The organism is Pseudomonas putida (assembly GCF_001636055.1).
GTDB lineage: Bacteria > Pseudomonadota > Gammaproteobacteria > Pseudomonadales > Pseudomonadaceae > Aquipseudomonas > Aquipseudomonas machongensis.
The window spans coordinates 3784790-3810528 of sequence record NZ_CP011789.1 but is presented as its reverse complement, the minus strand read 5'-3'; the positions used below and the strand labels follow the sequence as shown (position 1 = coordinate 3810528).

Genomic DNA, 25739 nt, shown 5'->3' with positions numbered 1-25739 from the left:
TCAGAGCGTCGGCGGTCCCTCACGCCGACGCTGCGCCCACAGGCATGCCGCAGCACACAACCCGCCGCCGCAGGCGGCGGTGACCATCAGCGCGATGAACATGCTGCCGGGCATGCCTGTGCCCAGCAGGTAGCCGCACAGTACCGGGCTCAGTGCGCCGCCGACTGCCGCCAGGTTCTGGAATCCGTAGTAACTGCCCTTGAGGTGTTCAGGGGCAATGCTGTCGATGAACAGGAATTCGCTGGGCAGCAGGATCATCTCGCCCAGGGTGAAGACGAACATTGCCAGGCACCAGCTGATCAGGTTGTCGGCATACAGGAACCCCGCCAGCCCGCCGATGAACAGCACCGCACCGATGCTCATCCAGCGCCCCAGGTTGTCACGGCTGAGCAACCGGCCGAACTGGAATTGCAGCACGATCACCACCAGGGCGTTGCAGGCCAGCAGCGCCGAGAGGGTGGTCATGGCTTGCGCGGGTGGGTATTTCACCAGCAGGTACTGCGACAGGTAGATGGTGAAGCGGCCGTGCACCAGTGCGTTGAGCAAGCTGCCCGCGGTAAACAGCAACAGGATGCGGTCGGTGCGCACAGCCGCCAGTACCGCCATGAAGCGGGTTGGCGGCTGCGCGGACGGGGCACTGCTCGCCGTGCTCGCGGGAACCGCGCTCATCACCCACAGGCTCAGCAGTGCCACCGCACTGGCGGTCCAGAAGGGCGCCAGCGGGTGCACCCCGACCAGCACCACGCCGAGCATCGGGCCGGTCGCATAGCCGATGTTGGTGAGGGTGTAGCGCAATGAGAAGGCCTTGGCGCGCTGCTCGACGGCCAGGTACTCGCCGAGCATGGCCTTGGAACCGATGACGAACAGCGCCGAGGCCGATTCGGTCAGCACCAGGGTCAGCACGGCCTGCCAGGCGTCCTGGGCGAAGGTCAGCAGGAGGAAACCGATCGCGGTCGAAAGCATCGCCAGGCCCAGCAGGCGACGCTTGTCGAAGCGGTCGATCACGTAGCCGCCGTAGAGGCCGAACACCGTGCCCGACAGTGCGGCGACACTGATCAGCAAGCCGACGTCATGCTGGGCCATGCCCAGTTGTGTCGTGAGGAACAAGGCCAACAGGGGGCTGGTGAGCGAGCGGCTGATCACCAGGGTCAGCGAGCTCAGCATCAGGCGGCGGATGACGGGGGAGTAGGTGGCCACAGTCCATTCTCGGGCATTGGGAAATGTCGGTATGGGCCTTTTCGCGGTTTCACCCGCGAAAAGTACGCCGCAATTTCAACCGGTCGAATCACTTCCCGCCGTTGATGGTGATCGGGTTCAGCACGCCATCGGCTGCGCCCCATTTCTCCAGGATCTTGCGGTAGCTGCCATCGTCGACCATCGCCTGCAGCTCGCTGCGAATCGCAGCCGACAGCGCAGCGTTATCCTTGGCCACGCCCAGCCCGGTGAGCTGGGTGGTCAGCGGCGTACCCAGAATCTTGAAGGTACCTTTCTCCAGGTCCTGGATATACGGCAGCGTTTCGCTGCCTTGCACGGCGGCATCAAGGCGCCCTTGGCGCAGTTGCGCACGCGCGTCGGCACTGCCTTCGGAGCCGAGCACGATCACTGCCGGCTTGCCGTTGGCCTCGCAGTTGGCCTTGCTCCAGGTAGCGACATCGTTGGGCCAGGTGGTGCGGCGGCTGGTGCCGACTTTCTTGCCGCACAGGTCGGTCATCTCGTTGATCTCGCCGCGGCTTTGCAGGGTGTAGAACTGTGGGCCGCTGGTGAAGTAGTCGACGAAGGTCACCACTTGCTGGCGTTCCTTGGTGTCGGTCATGCCCGAAAGGATGATGTCGACGCGCTTGGTGACCAGGGCGCTGATCATCTGCTCGAAGGCGGTCTCCTGCCACTTGATCTTCACCCCCAGGCGTTCGGCCAGGGCGTTGCCCAGGTCGACATCGACGCCGGTCAGCTGGTTGGTGGCCGGGTCCTTGAAATCCATCGGTGGGTAGTTGGGGACGATTGCGGCGACGATTTCGCCCTTGGCCTTGATCGAGGCCGGAAGTTCCGTGGCGGCCTGGGCGTTGAAGGCCAGGGCGGTCAGTACGCTGCACGCAAGAAGGGTTTTTTTCATGCCTAGGGTTCTCTTTATGGTTGTGGGCGGCAGTCAGGTACGAACCGCGGAAATGAAGTTCTGGGTCCGCGGGTTCTGGGGGGCCAGGAGCACCTCTTCGGGGCTTCCTGCTTCTACGATCTGTCCGGCGTCCATGAATACCACTCGATTGGACACCTCGCGGGCAAAGCCCAGCTCATGGGTGACCACAACCATGGTCATGCCGGACTTGGCCAGGTCACGCATCACCGACAGCACCTCGCCGACCAGCTCGGGGTCCAGCGCGGAGGTGGGTTCGTCGAACAGCATCAGTTTTGGGCGCATGGCCAGGGCGCGGGCGATGGCCACACGCTGTTGCTGGCCACCGGAAAGCTGGATCGGGTAATGGTCGCGCTTGTCGCTCAGGCCGACCCGGGCCAGCAGTTCGAGGGCATCCTCGGTGGCTTCCTTGGGCGAGCGGCGCAGCACCTGGCAGGGGCCTTCGATGATGTTCTGCAGCACCGTCAGGTGCGGGAACAGGTTGAAGCGCTGGAACACCATGCCGGTGGCCAGGCGCTGGCGGGCGATCTGCGACTCGGTCAGTTCGTGCAGCTTGTTGCCGGCCATGCGGTAGCCGACCAGCTCGCCGTCGACCCACAGGCCGCCGCCATCGACTTTTTCCAGCTGGTTGATGCAGCGCAGGAAGGTGCTCTTGCCGGAGCCCGAAGGGCCGATCACGCAGAGCACTTCGCCTTGCTCGATTTCCAGGTTGATGTCGTTCAGCGCGTGGTAGTCGCCGTAGTATTTCTGCAGGCCGACGGCCTTGACGATGCTTCTCATGGGCATGTTCTCTCTATGGCCGATCAGGAGCGCTTGCCAGCGCCCTTGGCGAAGTGACGTTCCAGGCGGCTCTGGCCGAACGACAGCAGGGTGACCACTGCCAGGTACCAGATGCCGGCAACGATCAGCAGCTCCATCACTCGGGCGTTGGCGTAGTAGATGTTCTGCGCGTTGTGCAGCAGCTCCGAATACTGGATGACGCTGGCCAGGCTGGTCATCTTGACCATGCCGATGAACTCGTTGCCCACCGGCGGGATGATGATGCGCATGGCCTGGGGCAGGATGATCCGGCGCAGCGCCTGCAGGCGCGGCATGCCGATCGACTTGGCCGCTTCGTACTGGCCAGTGTCCACCGACAGCAAACCGGCACGCACCACTTCGGCGGTATAGGCGCCCTGGTTGATGCTCAGGCCCAGCAGCGCGGCAACGAAGGGGGTCATCAGCGTCACGGTGTCGAACTGGAACAGACCAGGAATGCCGATGGTGGGGAAGATCAGCGCCAGGTTGAACCACAGCAACAGTTGCAGGATCAGCGGCGTACCCCGGAACAGCCAGGTGTAGGCCAGCGCCACGTACTGCAGGATCGGGTTCTGCGACATGCGCATCACCGCCGTGATGACGCCGAAGACGATGCCCAGGGCCATGGCGATCACCGACATGACGATGGTATTGCCCAGGCCCCAGAGGATCGCCTCGGAGGTCAGGAACTGGCCGACGAAGGCCCATTCGATCTTGCCATTGGCAAAGGCATTGGCCAGCCCCAGCAACAGCACGACGATCAGCGTGGCGAAGAACATGCGCCCGTAATAACGGCGCGGGACATGCTCGTAGCGGCTGATGTCGAACTCGTTTTCCTGTTGCCTGCGCTCATCGGCGAGGCGTTTGGCGTGTATCTGACTCATGGTGTGGCTCCGCAGTCGGCGCAGGGCGCCTGGGCGTGTCGATCGGTGGCGGGCAGCAGGTCCTTGCGAAACCGCAGCCCACAGGTCTTCAGGTGCGCGGCCCTTGGTAATGGGCAGCCCAGGCCTGCTGTGCTTCAAGGGCGACTTTCAGGCGCGCGATCTGCTCGCGCACGCGTTGTGGGGCAGTACCTCCGTGGCCGCTGCGCATGGCGATGGCAGCTTCCAGGGTGAGGCTCTCGCGCACCTCGGGCGTCAGGCGCGGGTCGATGTCGGCGAGCATCGCCGGGCTCGCCTGCCACAGCTCCATGTCCTGGGCTTCACACGCGCGCACCAAGGCCCCGGTGATCTCGTGAGCTTCCTTGAACGGTACGCCGCGCATGGCCAGCCAGTCGGCGACCTCGGTGGCCAGGGTGAAGCCCAGCGGCGCCTGGCGGCGCAGTTCGTCCACGCGCACCTGCATGGTCCGCACCATGCCGGCCATGGCCGGGAGCACCAGGCCCAACGTGTCGAGCGTGTCCATCACCTCGCTCTTGTCCTCGGCCAGGTCGCGGTTGTACGACAGCGGCAGGGCCTTGAGGGTGGACAGCAGGCCGGTCAGGTTGCCGATCAGGCGCCCGGCCTTGCCGCGAGTGAGCTCGGCGATGTCCGGGTTCTTCTTCTGCGGCATGATCGAACTGCCGGTGGCATAGGCATCGTCCAGCTCGACCCAGCGGAACTGGCGCGACGACCACAGGCAGAATTCCTCGGACAGGCGCGACAGGTTGATGCCGAGCATGCTGGCGATGAACAGGAACTCGGCGACATGGTCGCGGCTGGCCACGGCGTCGATGGAGTTCTCGCACGGGCCGCTGTAGCCCATCTCCAGCGCCGACTGCTGTGGCTGGCGGGCGATGGCCGAGCCCGCCATGGCCGCGGCGCCCAAGGGCGACAGGGCCGTGCGTGCATCCCAGTCGACCAGGCGTTGCACGTCACGCAGCATGGCTTGCGCATGGGCCAGCAACTGATGGGCGAAGCTGATCGGCTGCGCCTGTTGCAGGTGGGTGAAGCCTGGGCACAGTGTGTCGACGTGCTGTTCGGCCTGGCTCACCAGGGCGTCCTGCAGCGCCAGCACCTGTTCGGCGAGCTTGCGTGCGTGATCGCGCAGGAACAGGCGTAGGTCGTTGGCCGCCTGGTCATTGCGCGAGCGCCCGGCGCGCAGCTTGCCGCCCAGCGCACCAAGACGCTCGGTCAGCACGCGCTCGAGGAAGGTGTGCACGTCCTCGTCGTCCTCGATCGGCTGCACGCGGCCGGCACGAAAGTCGGCGTCGAGGGTGTCGATGGCGGCCAGCATGCGCGTGGTCTCGTCGCTGTCCAGCAGGCCTGCGCGCTGCAGCTCACGGGTATGGGCACGGGAGCCTGCGAGGTCGTACGGTGCCATCTGGAAATAGCGTTGCGGCGAGCGCGACAGGGCGGCGAGGGCGGCTGCAGGGCCTGAGGCGAAGCGGGCGCCCCAGAGGCGATCGGTGGGCTGAGTCATTGTTGTCGTTCCTCGAAGGAGAATCTTCTGTCAGCAGGTTCGGGCCGTCATGAGGCCTGCGAAGGCAGGTTTCACATAGCTTGGGGCAGGGTGTAAAAATGAGTTAAATCAATCGCTTGCGACTAAAATAGGGATTACGGTGAGTCTTGCAATATGCCGTTGCATAAGGTCATGATGGCGAGGCCGGCTGATTTCTTGTTGTGCTATCCAGCCTGTTGAAAGCCGAGCGCGAGGTAAATACTTACAATGGAAACCTCACTTTCCACTGCGGGAAACCTGCCGGAAAAAACCCGCATTCGTGCGCCACTGGCCTTGAGTGGCCAGGACTTCAAACTGCTCAAGGTGTTCAAGGCAGTGGTCGAGGCAGGAGGCTTCAGCGCGGCGCAGAACGAATTGAACGTGGGCCTGGCAGCGATCAGCAAGCAGATTTCCGATCTGGAAATCCGTATCGGCATGCGGTTGTGCAGCCGCGGGCGCGAAGGTTTCAGCCTGACCGAAGAAGGGCAGGTGGTGTACCAGGCCTCGATCGAGCTGTTCAACTCGGTCGACAACTTCCGCGACCGCATCAGCAGTGCCCAGAACGAGCTGATCGGCGAACTGGGCGTGGGCGCCATCGACAACACCCTGTCCGATCGCGGCTCGCCGCTGATCGCTGCGATCCGGCAAATTTCCAGCGATCACCCGAAGGTGCGTGTCCGCCTGAACGTGGCACAGCTGGACGAGGTGGAGCGCGGCGTCATCGAAGGTCGCTTCATTGCCGGCATTGTCCCGCTGTACCAGCGCCGGGAAGAGTTCGACTACTTCGAGATGTACCAGGAAGCCTCGGCGTTGTATTGCGGCGAAGGCCATCCATTGTTCGCTCGAAGCGATGCGGACATCCCCCTCGACAGCCTGCGCGAACACAACTTCGTGCACCATCGCTATGCCATGCACACGGCCAAATGGCAGTTCTTCGAACAGGAGAACAACCAGACGTCGGCCACCCAGGTCGAGGCGGTGGCCATGCTGCTGCTCACGGGCAACTTCATCGGTTTTCTGCCCTGTCACTTTGCGCAATCGCTGGTCAGCCAGGGCCGCTTGCGTGCGATCCATCCAGAGATGGTGCGTTTTCATACACCGTTTTGCCTGATCCTGCGGCACAACACCCCACGCAGCCCACTGGTGAAAACCTTCGCCCAGGCCATGGGGGTGGATCTGCGTTTGCCCGGCACTTGAGACATAGCTACCACGTGCGCTTCTGCACCCGCTGGCTTCATGCGCGTTTTCAATGCGATGGAGCAGTATCATGTCGACCCAACCCCTTCCCGATGAAACGATCGATACACTGATCGCCAGCCGTCTGCCCGATTGGTTGAGCGCAGCCAAGCCCGAACAACTGGATGGACTGCACCGGGCGTTGCGCGCCCAGCAGCGTACGCAGCATGCGGTGCGCGCCCTGCTTGGGCAGATCCAACCGCTGGACGAATTCGCCGCGCCCTTGCTCAGCGAAGCGTTGGACAAACGGGTGCAACCCTCGTTGGATGTGCGTCGCAGCATGCTGCGGCGCGAAGTCCAGATCCGCTTCCCGTCAGGCGTCGGCTGGGTCCCGGATGGCATCGTCACTCGCAGTTTCGAAAACAGTCTGCTGGCCTCGGCACTGCATAATTTCGATCGTGCCGAAACATCGAAGGTCGCCTGGCAGGCAGCGTCGGCAGTGGTCGATGCGCAAGGCAACAGGCTTGCCCTGCAGCCCCGGGCCTTTGCGGGCCTGTGTCGCTCCCTGGATCTGGGGGGGCTTTACCAGCAGCATCTCAAGGGCGTGCTGTTTGGCAACGATGCCGTACGCCGAAACAATGAAGCCTTGCTCGAGCGGGGCTGGCGAGAGGGACTGGAGGCTGCAGCGTGGCTGGCGCGGCTCAAGGGCGATATCGACGAGCACATGCTGGCGGAGCTGCAAAAGGTCTGCGCTGCGACGCCCCAGTCAGCCACGTTGACGGCACTGGACATGCGCCTGCTGGGCCGCAAGATCCAGGGGGTGGTGGTGTTCCAGATGCCCGCAAAAGAGGGCGCAGATGCTCAGCTTGCGCAGTTGATTGCCTGGATACCGGACGATCCGCAGGGCGTACTGAGTGTCCACCGCTCCTGGTCCGAGCTGTTCAAAGCGTTGGGCAAGCGTTTTCGTAAGGCTGATTACTGGTCGTTCTTCCAGCGCTTCGTCAGCGTAAAGGACCGCGTGCATTTTGCTCAGGTGCTGAAACGGTTGCTGGCCGAAGGCGGCCCGCAGGATACCATCGAGCTGGATGGTCGGTGGCAGTCTGTCGGCGGCGCGCTGTTCGCCCACCTGCGCCAGGTGCAGGTCGATACCCTGCTGGACGATGCAAAGGTGCTGGCCGTGCCGACCAGCCTGGTCGACAGCGCTGAGCGTGATCGTCGCCTGCACTGGCTCAAGGGCCTGGGTCTCGACATTCTGGGCATTGCCAGCTTCTTCGTTCCAGAACTTGGCTTGCCACTGCTGGCGATCACCGCCGAGCAGCTGACCGAAGAAGTGTATGAGGGCTACCGTGACTGGGAGCTCGGTGATCGCGAGGCTGCGCTTGGCCATCTGGTGGCCGTGGCGCAGAACGTTGCGATGCTCGGCCTCACGGTCGGCGCCAGCAAGGTGCTTGAGCGCGTAGCGCAGGTCGACGAGCTGGCACCCATACAGAATGCCGATGGTGAACTGCGCCTGGCGCGTGCCGATCTTCCGGGTTATGCCACGCAAGAGTTGGCGCTGGCGCCCGGTGAGCGTGCAATCCACGACGGACACGCGTATCAAGGGGTCGAGGAGATGACCTACCGGTTGGGCGCCGACCCGGATGTAGCCGCAGTGGCGCATCCGAACCGGCCCGAGGCGCCGACCATCGCACTTGAGGACAACGGCGCCGGTGGCGTGCGTCATGCCCTGGAGTCTGCCCAACGATGGCAGGGGGAAGGCGTGCTGATACGCCGCCTGGGCAGAGGGTTGCGTCAGGTGAGTGACGATATGGCCGGCCCGCTGCTGCGCAGCATTGGCATGGATGAGTCGCAGCTACGGCGCCTGCACCTTGAAAATGCACCTGCGCCAGCGCGCCTGTACGATGCGGCGCAGCGTTATCAGTTGCACGCCAGCTTCCCCAAATTGCGTGGCGCCGCCTTCGAAGCTCACGTCCAGGAGCAGCAGGCCACACCCGTCCCGGCAGCGCAGCCCTTGCACCGTGATTTTCCCTCCCTCACGACGCGTGCTGGCCAGGAGCTACTCGACCAGGCCAATGCTGACCAGCTCCAGCAACTGCTGGAGCAAGGGCGGGTGCCACTGGGGTTGGCCGAGCGTGCGCGATGGCAGTTGCGTGACGCCCGTCTTGATCGGGCCTGTGCAGGTTTCGAGCAGGCCGCCGCGGTGGTTCAGGATACCGAACAACTGACGTTGGGACTGTTGCAGGCCTGGTCGCCCTGGGACAGCTCTGTACGTGTCGAGGTGCGTGACGGACAGTTCGACGGCCAGGTGCTGGCACAGGTAGGCGATTCGCTTGCCAGCCAGACGCGTCGAATGATCAAGACCGCGAAAGGCTATCTGGCAGTCGATGCGCAAGGGACGCCCATGCCGGGTGCCTACGCCACGGACGATCTGTTCCAGGCCCTGCTGTGGCATCTGGATGCCCCACAACGCCTGCAGTTGGGCGAGGCGGCCAGTTCTGCCCGGCACCTGGCCAGTGCCCTGGCCGAGCGCGCCTTTGCCCAGCGCGAGCAAGCGGCCCGCCTCATTGGCATGGCGCCCATCGGTACAGGGCTGCGCCCTCCACAACGTTTGGGCGACGGACGCATCGGTTACCCGTTGAGCGGCCGGCCCGAAGGGTCACGTCTTGCGCTGCTGCGCGGCTACCAGCAAGTCTTTCCAACCCTGTCGGACGTCGAGGTGGAAACCTACCTGGAGACTGTGCGTCAACGCGGCGAGGGCCTGTGGGATCACCTGCGCAACCTGCAACAGCTAATGATTCGCCTCAACCAAAGCCTGGGCACCTGGCGTCGCGAGGCAACCCGCGTGCCCATGCTCGAGCGGCGTCGCCTGGTCGCCCGGCGCATCCGCCATTGCTGGCGGCGCAAGCGTGCCGAGCAGGATGGCCAATACCGGCTGATCATCGACAGCGAACGGCTCGACAGCCTGCCCGTACTCCCCGAGGGCGTGACGTTCGAGCATGTCACCCAACTGACGTTGCGCCGCTTGAACCTGCCGACAATCGACGCAGATTTTCTCTCGCGCTTTGCCAACCTGCGCAGCCTCGATCTGCGTGACAACCTGATCGACCGTATCCCTGACGGGCTGCAGGTGCTGACGCAGCTCACCGAACTGCGCCTGGCCGGCAACCAGATCGTCATCGACGAAGCCGGCATGGCCAGGCTGAGCGTGTTGACACAACTGCGTACCCTGGACCTTGCGCACAACCCCATCGGTCGACTGCCGCCGCTTGGCCCCCTGGAGAACCTGCAGCGTCTGTCATTGCGTGGTACTGGTCTGGCCGAGCTGCCTGTCGAGGTGTACATGCATCCGCAGCTCGAGGATATCGACCTGCGCGACAACAATATCAACGACATGAGCCCGTCCCTTGCCCGTTCGCGTCGTCGCCTGGCAGGCCTGAGCCTGCATGACAATCCGTTGCCGGAAGCCACGCAGGCCGCACTGCGTACCACGATGGGAGAGGATGCTGCGGTGGCCTTGCCCCTGCGTCGACATGTCCCGGGAGGGCAGGAGTCGCTCGAACTCTGGCTGGCAGGCTCCACCGATGTGGAGAGAACGGTGCGAGAGCGCCAATGGACGGGACTGTTGCATGAACCGGGCAGCAGTGACCTGATGCGCTTTCTTCATGATCTTGGCCGTTCCCGTGACTACGCACTGCAGGGATTGGACCTGCGGCGCAGGGTCTGGCAGGTGATCGACGCCTGCGTACAGAACAGCGAGGTTCGCGAGGCGATTTTCCAGCAGGCTGCCGGGCCACGAACCTGCTCGGACCAGATGCTGCTGATTTTCAGCCTGCTGGAAGTCCGCGCGCTGGTCGCCACACGCACTGCCGGGCTGGCCCCCGCTGCGGTCGGCCCCGCATTGACGCAATTGGGCCGCGAGCTGTATCGGCTGGACGAGGTCGACAGAATCGCCGCCCAGCACATTCAACAGGCGCGTGCCACCAACCCCTATGGTTTGCTCGACGAGGTAGAGGTGCATCTCGCATACCGGGCCGGGCTGGTCAGGCCGCTCGGGCTGCCGGCCCAGTCACGCTACATGTACCACCGGATGTTCTCTGATGTAGGGGACACACAACTGCGTGTGGCCAGCACGGCGATTCTGCAGGCGGAAACCGATACTCGCATTGCCGAATCCTTGGTACAGCGAAGCTTCTGGCAGGACTATCTGCGCAACACGCAGCCCGACGCATTCGAAACGCTCAACCAGCCCTACCATGATCGCCTCGAAACACTGATGGCCGAGGTCGAGTCCGCGCCAGAGCAGAGTGTGCTGGAAAATATCGAGGCGTTGGCCGAGGAGCGCAGTGCTGCCGAGCACGAGTTGGTCCTGGCGTTCACCCTGAGCATGCTGGACGCGCATCCGTGGGTTAAAGGCTAAAGGTTCAATGCGCCATGAGCTGCTCGAGCAGGCGCTGTTTCAGGATCTGAAGGGCGGGATGGGTGCGCTCGCGTGGATGTGCCAGGTCGATAGGCAGGTCTTCGCGAATGCGCCCCGGGTGGGCATCCATCACGATCACTCGGTCACCCAGGTACAGCGCTTCTTCGATGTCATGGGTGACCATCACCACGGTGCAACGCTCGCGCTCGCGGATGCGCTGCAGCTCCTGCTGCAGGCGTACCCGGGTCAAGGCATCGAGCGCGCCCAGGGGTTCGTCGAGCAGCAGCACCTTGGGCTTGTTCACCAACGCCCGGGCAATCGCCGCACGCTGGGCCATGCCGCCAGACAACTGGTGTGGATAGGCGTGTTCGAAGCCGCGCAGACCAACCAGCTCGATATGCTCGGCGACCAGGCGCTGCTTTTCCTCGGCAGGCAGCGCGTGGTTCTTCAGGGCCAGGGCGATGTTTTGCTGCAGGGTCATCCAGGGAAACAGGCGGTGGTCCTGGAACACGATGCCGCGCTCAAGGCCCGGGCCGCGTACCGGTTGGCCGTCGAGCACGATCGTGCCCTGGTGATCGGTGTCCAGGCCGACGATCAGCCGCAGCAGGGTCGATTTGCCGCAGCCGCTGGCACCGAGGATGCTGATGAACTCGCCGGGACGAATGTCCAGGTCGATGTCCTGCAGCACCGGCAGGGTCTGGCCCTTGAGCCGATAGGCCTTGCTCAGGCGGCGGATCTGCAGGGCGCCGGCCTGCACGGCAGGCGGGTGGGGATGGGCGATGGCATTCATGGTCGCGGCCTTCAATCAGTGGTGCGCCAGCGCAGCAGGCGCCGGCAGAAACGGGTGCACAGCCAGGTCATCAGGTAGCCGCACAGGCCGATGCACAGTACACAGACGATGATCACTTCCATCCGTGCGCCGGCTTCGGCGTTCATCATCAGGTTGCCAAGGCCGGCGCCAGAGGCGAGGAACAGCTCGCTGCCAACGGCCGTGACCCAGGCGAAGGCCAGGGCCTGCAGCACGCCGGTGGCGATGCTCGGCAAGGCACCGGGCAGCAGGATCAGGCGCAGTTGCTGCCAGCGATCGAGCATCAGCACCTGACCGACCTCACGCTGGCGGACGTCGACCTGGCGCAGGCCTTCGTAGGTGTTGAGCACCATCGGATAGAACGCCGCCACACTCACGATCAGCAACTTGGCCGGCTCGCCATTGCCGAACCACAGGGCGATCAGCGGAATCCAGCCGAGCATCGGGACCTGGCGCAGGGCATGGAACAGCGGTGCGGTCAGGCGGTTGGCCAACGGCGACAAGGCCATCAGTGCGCCGAGGGCGATGCCGGCCAGCATGCCCAGGGCGAGGCCGCTGCTGGTGCGCGCCAGGCTCGCCAGCAGGTTGACCGGCAGCTCGCCGTTGCCAAGCAGCTCGAGCAGTGCCGAGCCGACCTTGGACAAGGACACGAAGGCATAGGCGCCGGCTGCATCCTGGCGCGAGGCGTACTCCCAGGCCGCGAGCAGCAGCAGCGGCAGTAACAGGCCACGCAAGTGTCGGACAGTCATCATTCGCTCCTCAACTGCGCTGCCAGGCAGACAGGCGCCGCTCCACACGTCGCAGCGAACAGTCCAGGGTGAAACCGATCACCCCGGTGATCACCACGCCGACCATCACCACATCGATGCGCAGCATCTGGCGCCCCATTTCGATCATCTGCCCCAGGCCGCTGTCGGCGGCGAGCAGTTCGCAGGCCACCAGCACCACCCAGGCGCGGGTCAGCGCCACGCGTACGCCGGTGACGATGGCCGGTACGGCGGCGGGCAGGGCGATGCGTGCGACCAGGGTCGGCCAACCCAGGCGATAGACCGCCGCCACCTCGAAATGGCTGCGCGGGATGGCACGGATACCGTCGCCGGTGGCCAGGGCCACGGGGAAGAACGCGGTCTTGGCGACGATGACGATCTTGAAGGTCTCGTCGATACCGAACAGCAACACGAACATCGGGATCAAGGCGATGCTGGGGACCTGGCGCAGGGTATGGAACAGCGGTGCGCAATAGGCCTCGACAGTTTTCGACAGGGCCATGGCCGTGCCCAGGGCCAGGCCCGACAGAGCGCCGAAGGCAAAGCCAAGCCCCAGCCGCGAGAGGCTGCCGGCCAGGTGCTCCTGAAGCTCGCCGGTGCCCAGCAGCTCCTGGAAGCTGCGCCAGACCTCCAGCGGCGATACCAGCAGGTTGGCCGGAAACAGCCCGGCAGCGGCCACCGAGGCCCACAACGCGAGCAGGGCCAGGGGCGAGATCAACCAGGAGAGAGGAACGAGCAGGGCGCGCATGGAAGGCCTTGAGTGATCGGTGATACGGGGATATCGCAAGACCTGTGCCAGTGTGCCGAGCCCCGTGTTTTCGGGGCTCGGCCATGGGCGCTGATGATGGCGCAGCAGTACGCTGCTGCTGGGGCAGCAGTCGATCAGCAGTGGGGCGCGCGCCGAGTCAGAAGTCGTAACTCAGGCTGGTGTAGTAGAACGCCCCCTGTGCGCCCTCGGGGCTGGTGATCGAATACTTCGGCACACCATACAGCTGCGCGCCTTCGAGCTTGTCCGGGTGGCTGTCGAACAGATTGATCGCACCGACCGACAGGGTCAGCCCCAGGTCAAGGCGGTACGACACGTCCAGGTCGGTCACCCACTGCGGGCTGAACGTCTGGTCCAGCGTCGGGTTGCTGGCGTTCAGGCTCTTCCATTCACCATAGCGACGCTGGGCCAGGGTGATGCTCCAGCCGTCGTACAGCCAGTTGGCGCTCAGGGTCAGCTTGTCCTTGGGCGTGCCGTCTTCGATCAGGCCCTGGGTGTTGCGACCGATGATCTGGTTGCCGGGAATGCCGCCGACACTGTCCAGGCCGGTGATGCGGGTGTTATTGCGCGCATAGCCACCGTTGAGGTTGACCCGGCCCCAGGCACCCAGGTCCAGGTCGTAGTGCCCGGCCAGCTCGATGCCATCGGTGCGGGTGTCGGCGATGTTGCTGTAGAACGCAGCGCTCTGGATATTGGCGTAGGGCGTACCGGCGAAGATCGGCGAGACCACCGACGCCGGCAACTGGTCCGACAGGGTGATGCGGTTGTCGATGTCGATGCGGTAGGCATCGAGGGTCAGCGAGGCGTTGGGCAGCGGGCGCCAGACCAGCCCCACGGAGAAGTTGGTCGACTCCTCGGGCTTGAGCGCCTTGCCCCCGAGCAGCTGTGCCTCGGGGCTGTCGGCACGCAGGGTGCGTTGCTGCACCTCGACCCAGTTGCCGCTGCCAGGCGGCTGTTCGACGACTTGTACGCTGAACGACGAAAGCCCGCTCTGCACCAGGGACGGTGCTCGATAACCGGTGCTGGCGCTGGCCCGCGCGGCGATCTGCGGCGAGAAGTCATAGCGTAGCGACAGCTTGCCGTTGGTGGTGTCACCGAAGTCCGAATAATGCTCGCTGCGCACGGCCAGTCCGGCCTGGAATTTCTCGGTGATCTGCCCTTCGAGGTCGAAGTAGGCGCCGATCACCCGACGATCCAGCGAAGCGGCATCGACCTGGGTGATCCCCGAGTAGTAGCCCGGCAGGCGGCGGCCGGTGATCGGGTCGAGGGTATTGAACAGCGGGCCGTTGGACCAGCCGGCGGCGTCGCCAGCGGTTAGCTCGTAGTTCTCCTTGCGCCAGGCCAGGCCTGCAGAGACCGTCAGCGGCTTGAACAGCAGGTCCGTGGCGAAATCGCGGGTCCAGTCCAGGGTCAGGTTGGTCTGGTCGGCTTCACGTCGGCCGGTATAGATGGTCGACGGGCTGGCCGCGCCCCAGCTGGGGTTGATGGCGTCGCGGTCGGTGGAGTCGAGGCGGTTGTTGCCGTAGTTCAAGGCCAGGTCGAAGTTGCCCAGGGTGGCGTCTTCGAAGCGCAGGCCACCGGTGGCCGCGTAGTCCTCCAGGCCGTAGCGAGTGATCGGCAGGCGACCATCGGGGTAGCGGGCCAGGGCTGTGCTGCCGTAGTTGTTGCGCAGGGTGGTGGGCGGGTCGAAGAAGCCCTCGGCATCGGTGTTCTTGTGCGCGTAGCTGGCAAAACCGTAGGCCGTCAGCCCGGCGCCGAGGCCGGTCTCGGCGTTGGCCGTGAAATTGTACTGATCGGACACATTGCCTGAGCCCCAACGCCAGTTACGGTAGCGGTTGTTCTGCTCGCGCGGGGTGTTGATGCTGGTGTCGCCGGGGTAGAAGATCCGGTTGTCATCGCGGGTGTCGCTGGCCGGGTCCTGGCTGCCTGCATCGAAGGCCAGGGTGAGGAAACCATCGTTGGGCAGGGCGAAGCCTTTCCAGCCGCTGAGCTTGCGCTGCAGGCCGTCGCCCTTGTCGTAACCGCCGAAGCGATAGCCGATGTTGCCGCCGTCGTCGCGTTCCTTGAGCACGATGTTGATCACCCCGGCGATGGCGTCCGAGCCGTACTGGGCGGCGGCGCCATCGCGCAGGATCTCGACCCGCTCGATAGCGCTCAGCGGGATCAGGCTCAGGTCCACGGCGGCGGCGCCACGGCCATTGACCAGGCCCTGGCGGGTGACGTTGGCGCTGGTATGGCGGCGTTTGCCGTTGACCAGCACCAGCACCTGGTCGGAGGCCAGCCCGCGCAGCGAGGCGCCTTGGGCGATGGAGCCGGCGAAGGCACCCTGTGGCGATTGCGGGAAGCTGAACGACGGCGACAACGCGGTCAGCGCGCCAGACAGGTCGCTGGCGCCGGTCTCGCGCAGTTTCTCGCCGCTGAGCACGTCCACCGGGGCGGCGCTTTGCAGGGCGGTCACATCGCTTCTATGGGTGCCGACCACGACCACGGTGTCGAGTCGGTCGTTGGGTTCGGCAGCGAAAGCGGGCACGGCGAAGCCGGCGATGGCCACGGCGATGGCGCGTGCCAAGGGAGTGTGGTGGGGCATCTGGGGTTCCTGCTAGAAGTGTGTGTTGGTTGTGCTGACCCTATCGCTTGTGGGAGCGGGCTTGCCCGCGATAGGGCCCGCAAGAGCGACCTAGAACCGGCTGGTGACACTAAGCCCCACGGTGCGCGGATCGCCGTAGGTGATCACGTACTGCCCGGCGGTGCCGTTGGGCCGGCCGTGTACCTGGTAGCGGCGGTCGGTGAGGTTGTTGACGAAGCCGGTGACGCTGAGCTTGTCGTCGGCGCTGAACCAGCTCAGGCGCGCGTTGGCCAGGGTGTAGTGGGGCTGGCTGAGGGTTTCGTCGGCGCCGCTGCTCTGGCGGTCGGCCAGGAAATATTCCTTGTCGCGAAAGCTCACGTCGCCGCCGGCCACCACGCGCCCTGGCACATCCAGGGGCAGGGTGTAGTCGGCGCCCAGCGAGACCACGTTGCGTGGCGAACGCACGAAGCTGTTGCCGCTGTAGTCGGCGGTCACCGCGCCGGTGGCGGGGTTGACGTTCTTGAAGTCGGTGTACTCGGTGTCCAGGAACGACAGCGCTGCGCGCAGGTGCAGGCGTTCGGTGGGCTGGCCCTCGATCTCCAGCTCCGCTCCCTTGACCTTGCCCTTGGCGCCGTTGGTCAAGGCGGTGGTCAGCACGCCGTTGTTGACCGTCAGCAGGTTCACCTGGATATCCGAGTAGTCGTAGTAAAAGACGTTGGCGTTGACCGTCAGGCGCCGGTCGAACCACTCGGATTTCAGGCCCAGCTCGTAGGCGTCGAGCTCCTCCGGATCCACCGTGGTCAACTGCGCCAGGCTGGTGGACAGCCCGGTGTTGAAGCCACCAGAACGGAAGCCATGGGCATAGCGGAAGAACACTCGCAGGTTGTCGTTGATGCGGTACTCGGGCGTGAGGTCGTAGGTCCAGGCCTCCCAGGTCTTGTCCTGCTGGCGATTGCCATTGCTGCCAGCGCCGGCGATGGGGATCAGCGGGCCATTGGCGGTGGCGCGGGTCAGTTGCACCAGGTCCAGGTCGATATCCTTTTTCTCCTGGGTCCAGCGCAGGCCACCGGTCAGGCTGAAGGCATCGGTGAAGTCATAGGTGACGTTGCCGAACAGCGCATAGCTGTCGGTGCGGTGGTCGAAGTCCTGGTTGCGATAGGCGGTGCTGCCGACCTGGTTGGAGCCGGTGCCGTTGGGCGTCGGGCCAGGCGCGACGATACGCTGGGCCGAGCTGTCGAGGTTCTCGTGGAAATAATGCGCGCCGGCCAGCCAGTGCAGGGGGCGGTCCTGCGGCGAGGCCAGGCGCAGCTCCTGCGACCACTGGCGATAGGCGTTGTCGGTGATCGAGGCGCCGTTGACTTCATAGGGGGTGTAGTCGGCGTCGGTGGTGGAGCGGTTGCGGATGTAGTCGTAGGCGCTGATCGAGGTCAGGGTGTAGTCGCCCAGGTACCAGTTGAAGGTCAGCGAGGCGCCATCGTGGTCGAGGCGATAGTCCTCGTTGACGTTGAGCGAAATGTCGCGGCCATTGGGGCGCTGGTAGCCGACGTTGTAGTAACGGCCAACTGGCAGCGAGCCGTTGCTGCCATCGCCCTTGAACTGGCGACTGTGCAGCTTCAGCAGGGCATCCAGATCGGGGTTGAGCTGGGCGAGGAACTGCAGGCGGATGGCCTTCTTGTTCACGTCGCCATAGGTATTGCCATCGAAGTCGTTCTTCTGGAAGCCGTCGCGCTCCTCGGAATACAGCGACACCCGGCCGGCGAGCTTTTCATCCACCAGGGTGCCGCCCAGTGCACCGTTGAGGATGCGCTCGTTCTTGCTGCCGAAACCGACGGTGCCGTAGCCGTCGGTGTCGAAGGTCGGCTTCTTGGAAATGACGTTCACGGCGCCGGCCGTGGTGTTCTTGCCGTACAGCGTGCCCTGTGGCCCGCGCAGGATCTCGATGCGTTCCAGGTCGAACAGCGGCCCGCCGCCAGCAATGGGCGCGTTGAGGTAGACGTCGTCGGCATAGATGCCCACCGGGTAGACCGTCGCCGCACCGGTGTCGCCGGTGCCCAGGCCACGGATGTACCAGCGTGGGCGGCCGTCGCCATCGGGGTTCTTGGCCGAGGCGTTGGGCACGAAGGTGGTGATGTCGCCCATCGAGCGAACGCCGTCGGCGGTGAGCTGGGTGCCCTTGATCGCCGAGACCGCGACGGGCACTTCCTGCAGCGTCTGTTCGCGGTGCTGGGCAGTGACGGTGACGGTTTCGAGGGCGGGTTCGGTTTTCTTTTCTTCGCTGGTTTCGGTGGCGGCGTAGGCCTGGTTGCCGGCACCGGCCAGCAGCAGGGCCAGGCCTATCTGGCGGGCCAGAGGGTTGAGCTGGTGCATGTGGTTCTCCCCGTGTTTCAAGTGTTGTTGGGGAGGGGTAGAGCAGGGACTGTGCCAGTATCTGCAAGTGATTGTTTTATATTGATTTTCTTTGATTTAAAGAAGGCTTTTCGGCGCGGTTGCGGGCGGGGCAGCAAGGGGCTGTTTGCGGGGTGCTGCTGGGGCAGCAATGGGTCGGGGGGATGTTGCTTGGGCAGCAGGTTGGCGTGGTCCTTGTAGGAGCAACTGTCTTGCTCAAAATCTAAAGACGAGCCCACTCCCACAGGGATTGGGCTGGCCTTTAGATTTTGAACAAGACAGGCACAGCCCCCCGGTGCTGAGGGCCGTTACGCCCTATGTGGACCTACGCTCAGACCGCCAGCCGCGACGTCGAGCCGATCACCTTCTCCAGCACACTGAAATCGATCCACTCGCGCACGTCGAAGCGCCGCGGGATGAACCCCCAGCGGTGGAGGAATTCGGTGAAGTCCTGCAGCGCCTCGATCGAGCGATTGTCCAGGGTGGTGCGCAATCGCCGGTGGGCATCCTCGCCATAGGCGGCTGCCACCCAGTACTCGCTGGTGTTCAGCTCACGGGCCAGAAAACGCCGGGTCTCCTCGGGGTTGGCCCAGGCCCATTGCTCGGTGCGCAGCACGGTATCGACCAAGGTCACGCTGGCGTCGAAATGCTCGTGCAGCAAGTGCGTATCGACCGTCAGGGTCCGCGCCGTGCCGTTGTTGCTGCGAATCAGCGGATCGGGATGGCTGCCAGTATCGACCACCACGCGCAGGCCGAACTCGTGGGCCAGGCTGACCGCGTGCGCACCCTTGAGGAAGATGGCGTCGATATCGCCGCGCAGCAGGCCGATCAGTTCGTTGTTGCGCCGACTGAAGCGGCTGGTGCCCAGGCTGACGGCGGAGCCGTGCAGGTGGTGCTTGGGGTCGTCGCTGTAGGTGCCGCCGTAGGGATAGTCGACCAGCTCGACATCGGCCACCGACAGGCCTTCGAGCTTGAGCGCGTTTTCCAGGCCGCGCAGGGCCTGGGCGCGGGTGAAGTCGATCTGCACGTTGGCCCATTTCGGCAGGCCGAAGCGGCGATTCTTCAGGTCGCGGATCGTGCGCACGCTGCTTTCTTCAGTGGTGAGAATCAGCTGGACCTCGTCGATCCACGACAGCCCCAACACCCGGGTCTGGACGCCGCTGGCATAGGCCCAGATCGCCGGGATGCTACCGCCGTGGCGCACCGAGTTCTGCAGGTGATGGTCGTAGTGGGCTTCGCGCACCTCCCGTTCGCTGGACTCGCGCAGTGATTGGATATTGGTGCCGAACGGTTGAAACGCCTGGGCCAGGCGTCCGGACTGCACGGCGATACCGAGCCCGGTGGGCACCGGGCTGTGGGTGTACCAGAGGGTTTCCAGTGGCTTGCTCATAGGGCGACGGAGGTCCTTTCCATGGCAGGGGTGTTGGCCAGCAGCGCGTCCAGTGGGCCGCGGTCGATCCAGTCGCTGACCGTGAAACTGGCGGGGATGAAGCGCCAGCGCTTGAGGAAATGGACGAAGTCCTGCAGGGCGGCGAGGGCCTGCTCGTCCAGGGCTGTGCGCAGGCGCAGGTGGGCATCGTTGCCGTAGGCGACGCTGACCCAGTACTCGCTGCTGTTGGTTTCGCGGGCCAGGTAGCGGCGGGTTTCGTCAGGGTGTCGCTGGGCCCAGTCTTCGGCGCGCAACACGGCGGCAAGGATCGTGCGGGCGACCTGCGGATGCTGGGCGAGCAGGTGGCTGTCCACCGCCAGGGTGCGCGGGGTGCCGTTGTTGCTGCGCACCAGCGGGTCGGGATGGGCACCGGTGTCGATCACCGTGTGCAGGCCAAAGGCATGGGCCAACTGCACGGCGCTGGCACCCTTGAGGAAGATCGCGTCGACCTCGCCACGCAGCAGCCCGGCCAACTCCAGATTGCGTCCGGCCGTCTGGGTGGTGGAGACCGGCGTGCCGGCCACGTTACGCACCGGGCGGTCGCTGAAGGTGCCGTCGTAGCGGTAGTTGACCAACTGCACGTCCCCCACCTGCAGGCCCTCGAGGCGCAAGGCGTTTTCCAGCCCGCGCAGGGCCTGGGCGCGGGTGAAGTCGATCTGTGCCGCGGCCCAGTCGGGCAGGCCGAAGCGCCGCCCGGCAAGGTCCTTGACCGTGCGGATGCCACTGCCCGGAAGGCTCAGGATCAACTGCGCCTCGTCTGCCCACGACAGGCCGATCACGCGGGTTTCGCGGCCTTGGGCGCGGGCCCAGATCGCCGGGATGCTGCCGCCATGGCGCACCGAGTTGCGCAGGCTGTGGTCGAAGTGCGATTCGCGCACGGCCTGGTCGTCGGCTTCGCGCAGCGACTGGACCTGGGTGCCGAGGGCAGACAGGTCGGCCTGCAGCCAGCCTTGCTGGACGGCGATGCCAAGCCCGGTGGGAACCGGACAGCGGGTGTACCAGAGGGTGTCGAGGGGATGGCTCATGGTGAGGTCTCTGCAAGGATTCAGGCGCGGGCCTTGAAAGGGGTGGCAGCCGGTTGCTGCACCAGCGGCAGCACTTCCTGGCCGATGCGCAGCGCTTCTTCAAGGTGCGGGTTGGCGGCCAGGATGAAGGTGGAGAAACCGGCATCGCGGTATTCGGCCAGGCGTTCTGCAATGTTCTGGTGGCTGCCGACCAGGCCTACGGTCGGGCCGGGCTTGGCCTTGGCGAAACCGGCCCAGAGGTTGCGGGCCAGGATCAACTCGTCGAAGCCTTCCAGGTGCTGGTGATAAGCGGCCTGGCGTGCGCCGCCGACAGAATCGGAGCCGGTGATGAAGCGTTTCGCCGTGCTGCTGGCGTTGCCCTCCAGGCGCTCGAACTGCTGGCGCAGCTCGCGCCAGGCCTGGTCTTCGGTCTCGCGGGCGAACAGGTCGACACGCAGGCCGAAGCGCACACTGCGCCCTTGCTTGTCGGCCAGTTCGCGAACCCGCTCAAGGTGCGGCTTGAGCTTGTCGATCGGCTCGGCCCAGTTCAGGTACACGTCGGCGTGACGCGCGGCGACCTCCAGTGCCGCGTCGGAGAACCCGGAGAAATACACCCCCGGCTTGCGCTCGTGCTGCAGGCCCGGCGGCAGGCTGCCGTGCTCCAGGCGGTAGATGTCACCCTGGTAGGAGAAGCTGTCGTTGCTCCACAGGCCCTGGATCACGTCGAGGAATTCGCCGGTGCGCTTGTAGCGCAGGTCGTGTTCGAGGAAGTCGCCATTGGCGCGTTGGCTGGCGGGATTGCCGCCGGTGATGATGTTCCAGTCCAGCCGCCCACCGCTGAGGTTCTGCAGGATCGCAGCCTGTTGCGCAGCGTACGCGGGCAGGGTCCAGGTGGCCTGGAAGGCGATCAGGAAACGAATGCGTCGGGTCTCGCGCGCCAATGCCGCCGCCGCGATCCACGGCTCCGGCCCCGTGGGCAGCAGCGCCCCTTCGAAACCGGCCAGTTCGGCGGCCTTGGCCACCTGGGCGATATAGTCGATATAGCTGAAACCGTCGGCCTCGCCACTGGGCAGGCGTCCAGGCGCGATGTTGCCGGGGCGGTGCCGGGGGGCGCCACGGTTGTGGCGGTCGGTGGACAACTGCGGGCCGTCGGTGCCCAGCGGCAGGCGCCAGAAGAATTCGGTGGACATGGGGGCTCCTGTGAGCAATGAGCGAATGGATTCAGGGGTGCAACGGCTGTGCCATTGCCGCGGCGCACCCCGTGGGGCGCGGGCTCGGGCGATGCGAGGAGAGCGGGGTGCGTCTGTGGCAACACCCCGCCAGCAATGGTTGCTGGGGGAGCAGCAGGGCGCTGCGGTGCGCCGTTGCCATCCCCCGAGGCCCTGCACGTGCGACTTCAGGGTTGCGAGGTTGTTTCGAGCGCTGCGGCGCTGCGCATGTAGGCGTTATGCAGCGCTGTATAAGCACCATCCAGGGCTAGCAACTGGCCGTGCGATCCGTGCTCCACAACCCGTCCATGGCGCACCACGGCAATCCGGTCGGCATCGCGGATGGTTGCGAGGCGGTGGGCGATGACGATCGCCGTACGCCCTTCGCACAGGCGTCGTAGCGCCCGCTGGATGCGCCGCTCGGTATGTACATCCACCGCCGAAGTGGCTTCGTCCAGCACCAGTACTGCCGGGTCGGCCAGGTAGGCCCGCACCAGGCACACCAGTTGGCGCTGGCCATGGCTCAGGTGCGAGCCCAGTGCGCCGACTTCGGTGTGGTATTGCTGCGCCAGGCGCTCCAGCACCTCGTCAGCGCCCAGCTCGCGCGCCGCAGCAATCAGCTGGGCGTCATCAGCCTGCGGTGCGGCCAGGCGCAGGTTGTCGAGAATGCTGCCGCTGAACAGTACGTTGTCCTGCAGCACCACCCCGACATTGCGCCGCAGCTCGTGCTGCGACAGGTGGCGCAGGTCGATGCCGTCCAGCTTCACCGCGCCAGCGTGCACGTCGTAGAAGCGCGTCAGCAATTGCACCAGGGTGCTCTTGCCATGTCCGGAGGGGCCGACGATGGCCAGCACCTGGCCTGCGGGCACATGCAGGTCCAGGCGGTCGATCACCGGCCTTGTGGCCTGGGGGTGATAGGCGAATTCGACCTGCTCGAAATCCACTTGCCCGCGCGCCCGGCCAAGCGGCCGAGGGCGGTCGGGGTCGAGCAGTTGCGGGCGGGTGTCGAGCAGCAGAAAGATTCGCTGGGCCGAGGCGGAGCCTGTGGCGTAGCGTTCGAACAGGTCCGACAGCTCCTGCAGCGGGCCGAGGAACAGGAACACATAGAACAGGCTCTCGGCCACCTGGCCGACGCTGACCGTGCCTTGCGCCAGGCCATGGGCGCCGACCAGCAACAGCACGGCCATGCCGGCGGTGCTGAGCAGCGCGGTGAAGGGGGCGAACCAGCCCGCGCGCAAACTCCCGCGGATCAGCGCCTGGTTGAAGTCCTCCAGCAGGCGCCGGTAACGCTGTGCATTGGCCGTTTCCTGGCCGCACTGCTGGATCAGCCGCACGCCGTTGACGCTCTCGACCAGGTGCGCCGTGAAGCGGCTTCGCTGCTCGGCAACCTTTGCCCAGTTGCGCTGGGAGATGCGCTTGAAGCGCCAGGTCGCCAGCACCAGCAGCGGCACCGTACCTGCCAGGCTGAAGAAGAAGCTTGGCTCGATGCGCCACAGCATCACCGAGGCCAGGCCGCAGCGCAGCAGCGCGCCGAGCAGCTCCGGCGGACCTTGTACCAGCAACGGCTCCAGGGCATCCACGTCACGGTCGGCGCGAGAGATGATGCGCCCGGCGCGGGTCTGGTCGAAGTAGCTCACCGACAGTGCCTGGACATGGCTGAACACCTTCACCCGCAGATCGTTCAGCACGCGGATCGCCGCGGAGCCTGCGATGAACTGCGACACCCCCGCGAGCAGGAAACGCACCAGCCAGCTGGCCGCCAGGGCCAGGCCCAGCCACAGCACCAGGCGTTCGTCCAGCAGCCAGTGGTCGCCGTCGTGGATCAGCCCACGGTCGAGCAGCTCGCGCACGAACCAGGGCCGCAGAAACACGGTGAACACCAGCAGCAGCTCGATACCGATCACGGTCAGGATCGCGCTGCGGATCGGCTGCATCAGCGGCAGCAGGCGGTGCAGCATGCCGCGGTCCAGGGCCTGGCGGGCGAGGGTCTGTTCGATCTCGAGGTCGCTCGGGGTCTTGCGTGGCTCAGTCATGCTCGATCCCCAGTAGGTCGCGGTAATGGGCGTTGTGCGCGCTGAGTTCGGCGTGGCTGCCGCTGGCGGCGATACGGCCGTTGTCCAGCACCAGCACGCGGTCGGCGAGCAGCAGGGTGGAGAGGCGGCTGGTGATCAGCAGCAGGGTGGGGGCGTGGCCCTGATCGCCGCGCAGGCGGCGGATGTTGTCCAGTACCCGGCGCTCGGCGTGGGCGTCGAGGGCGCTGGTGGCGTCGTCCAGGCACAGGATGTCCGGGGTGCCGAGCAGCGAGCGGGCCAGGCACAGGCGCTGGCGCTGGCCGCCGGAGAGCGTTACACCACGGTCGCCCAGCGGTGTATCCAGGCCATGGGGCAGACGCTCCAGGATGTCCTCTGCCGCAGCCAGTCGCAGGCCCTCGCGCAGTTGCTGGTCGCTGGCGTGGGGGGCTGCCAGTCGCAGGTTGGCCGCCAGGCTGTCGGAGAACAGGAAGCTTTCCTGGGGCAGCACCTGCACGCGACGACGCAGTTCTGCCAGGTCCAACCCACGCACATCCTGCCAGCCGTGGTGCTCGGAGCCGATCAGCACGGCACCGCCCTGAACATCGGCCAGGCGTGGCAACAGGCTGGCCAGCAGGCTTTTGCCGGTGCCGGTGGCGCCCACCAGCGCGACCACTTCGCCGGGCTGCAGGGTGAGCGAGCAGTCGTGCAGGATGTCACGTCCGCCGTTCGGCGCGCCGACCCGTACCTTCTCGAACTTCAGGCCCAACGGCCCTCGGGGCAAGGCCTGAGGGCCGCTGCCGATCGCTGGCGGTTCGTCGAGCAGTTGCCAGATGCGCTCGGCGCTGGCACGGGCGTCGGCGAAGGTCTGCATGACCCGGCCGATGCCCTCGATGCGAAATACCAAAGTCGTGGCCAGCAGCAGCGAGGTCACCAGCTCGCCGATTCCCAGTCGCCCGTTCGCCACCAGGTGAGCGCCATGGACCAACACCCAGGCGTGCCCCAGCGCCACCACCGCCTGCGGCAGGGGAATGCGCGAGGCGGCGTAGGCGAGGGCGGCACGGGCATGCCCGGAGAACACTGCCACCTGCGCGGCAAAGCGTTCGATGCGTGTCTGTTCCAGGCCGAAGGCCTTGATCACCCGCACGCCGCCGATGCCTTCGGCGAGGTCCTGGCTGACCTGGTCATAGGCGGCACCTACGGCGCGGTCGAGGGTGACCAGGCGCTCGGTCTGTACCACGAACAACCACAGGCCGACACCGGTCAGCAGCAGCGGTACCAGGCCCAGCAGCGTGTCGTACCAGGCCAGCAGGCCGACCACCGCCAGCACCACCAGGGGTGTTTCGACGATCTGCCGCCAAAAGGTGATCAGCGCATCGCGGACCTTATCGGCATCGCGGGTGGTACGGGTCACCAGTTCGCCCATGCCATGCTGCCAGTGGTAGCCCAGGTGCAGGGCCTGTACCTGTTCGAGGATACGTTCGCGCAGGCGCGTGAGCAGCGCCTGGCTGAGCACCAGCGACAGTACGGCAGCCGCGTACTGCAGCAGGCCACGGCCGAGGGCGATGGCCAGCAACAGCCACAGCCAGTACCAGGCGACACTGGCGTCGAGGCTGCCGTCGGCCTGGCGAACCACGGCGTGACCGGCGCTGACGTCGTTGACGGCATGGCCGATCAGCCATTGCTGCCAGACCAGGCCGAGGTTGCCGGCGATGTAGAGCGAGGCGACCAGAAGAAAGCGCCAGGGCATCTCGCGGTAGATGGCCAGGGCGCGCAGCAGAGGGTGGGGCATACAGATGTCCGAAGGGAGTGGATGTGCCGGCCACGGCACGGGCTTGCCCCGCGACGTGGCCGCTGCGG

The 25739-nt window shown here is 65.5% G+C and carries 17 protein-coding genes; 2 read left to right on the top strand and 15 right to left on the bottom strand.

Annotation, left to right across the window (positions count from 1 at the left end):
* The 5 genes from AB688_RS16855 to argH all read right to left on the bottom strand — a co-directional run bounded on the left by AB688_RS16855 (position 1) and on the right by argH (position 5326).
* Positions 1-1197, bottom strand: a complete 1197-nt coding sequence (locus tag AB688_RS16855) for an MFS transporter (protein WP_063545215.1) — start codon at positions 1195-1197, stop codon at positions 1-3.
* A gap of 88 nt (positions 1198-1285) precedes the next feature.
* Positions 1286-2110, bottom strand: a complete 825-nt coding sequence (locus AB688_RS16850) for an ABC transporter substrate-binding protein (protein ID WP_063545214.1) — start codon at positions 2108-2110, stop codon at positions 1286-1288.
* A gap of 33 nt (positions 2111-2143) precedes the next feature.
* Positions 2144-2908, bottom strand: a complete 765-nt coding sequence (locus AB688_RS16845) for an amino acid ABC transporter ATP-binding protein (protein WP_054891503.1) — start codon at positions 2906-2908, stop codon at positions 2144-2146.
* 23 nt (positions 2909-2931) lie between these two features.
* Entirely contained in the window at positions 2932-3810 is an 879-nt protein-coding gene (locus tag AB688_RS16840) for an amino acid ABC transporter permease (RefSeq protein ID WP_054891502.1), read from the bottom strand.
* Positions 3811-3898: 88 nt separating this feature from the next.
* Positions 3899-5326: an argininosuccinate lyase gene (argH, locus tag AB688_RS16835; protein ID WP_063545213.1), complete on the bottom strand. Its 1428-nt coding sequence runs from the start codon at positions 5324-5326 to the stop codon at positions 3899-3901.
* Positions 5327-5572: 246 nt separating this feature from the next.
* Here argH and AB688_RS16830 point away from each other — a divergent pair, with 246 nt between their 5' ends.
* On the top strand, positions 5573-6541 hold the full coding sequence (locus tag AB688_RS16830; RefSeq protein ID WP_063545212.1) for a LysR family transcriptional regulator: 969 nt from the start codon (positions 5573-5575) through the stop codon (positions 6539-6541).
* A 70-nt stretch (positions 6542-6611) separates the two neighbouring features.
* Positions 6612-10937, top strand: a complete 4326-nt coding sequence (locus tag AB688_RS16825) for an NEL-type E3 ubiquitin ligase domain-containing protein (protein ID WP_063545211.1) — start codon at positions 6612-6614, stop codon at positions 10935-10937.
* A 4-nt stretch (positions 10938-10941) separates the two neighbouring features.
* On the opposite strand, the gene AB688_RS16820 is transcribed toward AB688_RS16825, so the two are convergent.
* The 10 genes from AB688_RS16820 to AB688_RS16775 form a co-directional block, all read right to left on the bottom strand.
* Positions 10942-11727 (bottom strand): ABC transporter ATP-binding protein, encoded by a 786-nt coding sequence (locus AB688_RS16820; RefSeq protein ID WP_054891498.1) that lies wholly within the window; start codon positions 11725-11727, stop codon positions 10942-10944.
* Positions 11728-11738: 11 nt separating this feature from the next.
* Positions 11739-12494 carry an ABC transporter permease gene (locus tag AB688_RS16815; RefSeq protein WP_112898499.1) on the bottom strand — a complete coding sequence of 252 codons (756 nt, stop codon included), beginning with the start codon at positions 12492-12494 and terminating at the stop codon, positions 11739-11741.
* Positions 12495-12504: 10 nt separating this feature from the next.
* Positions 12505-13260, bottom strand: a complete 756-nt coding sequence (locus AB688_RS16810; protein ID WP_063545209.1) for an ABC transporter permease — start codon at positions 13258-13260, stop codon at positions 12505-12507.
* Positions 13261-13417: 157 nt separating this feature from the next.
* Positions 13418-15865: a TonB-dependent receptor plug domain-containing protein gene (locus AB688_RS16805; RefSeq protein ID WP_063545208.1), complete on the bottom strand. Its 2448-nt coding sequence runs from the start codon at positions 15863-15865 to the stop codon at positions 13418-13420.
* Positions 15866-15955: 90 nt separating this feature from the next.
* A complete protein-coding gene (locus tag AB688_RS16800) occupies positions 15956-18211 on the bottom strand; it encodes a TonB-dependent receptor (RefSeq protein ID WP_063545207.1) in 2256 nt (751 codons plus the stop codon).
* A 349-nt stretch (positions 18212-18560) separates the two neighbouring features.
* Positions 18561-19619: an ABC transporter substrate-binding protein gene (locus tag AB688_RS16795; RefSeq protein WP_063545206.1), complete on the bottom strand. Its 1059-nt coding sequence runs from the start codon at positions 19617-19619 to the stop codon at positions 18561-18563.
* Positions 19616-20683: an ABC transporter substrate-binding protein gene (locus tag AB688_RS16790; protein WP_063545205.1), complete on the bottom strand. Its 1068-nt coding sequence runs from the start codon at positions 20681-20683 to the stop codon at positions 19616-19618. Before AB688_RS16790 ends, AB688_RS16795 begins: the two co-directional genes overlap by 4 nt.
* Positions 20684-20703: 20 nt before the next feature.
* On the bottom strand, positions 20704-21852 hold the full coding sequence (locus tag AB688_RS16785) for an LLM class flavin-dependent oxidoreductase (RefSeq protein ID WP_054925907.1): 1149 nt from the start codon (positions 21850-21852) through the stop codon (positions 20704-20706).
* Positions 21853-22058: 206 nt separating this feature from the next.
* Positions 22059-23903 (bottom strand): ABC transporter ATP-binding protein, encoded by a 1845-nt coding sequence (locus AB688_RS16780; RefSeq protein WP_063545204.1) that lies wholly within the window; start codon positions 23901-23903, stop codon positions 22059-22061.
* A complete protein-coding gene (locus AB688_RS16775; protein WP_063545203.1) occupies positions 23896-25671 on the bottom strand; it encodes an ABC transporter ATP-binding protein in 1776 nt (591 codons plus the stop codon). Before AB688_RS16775 ends, AB688_RS16780 begins: the two co-directional genes overlap by 8 nt.
* Positions 25672-25739: the final 68 nt, after the last annotated feature.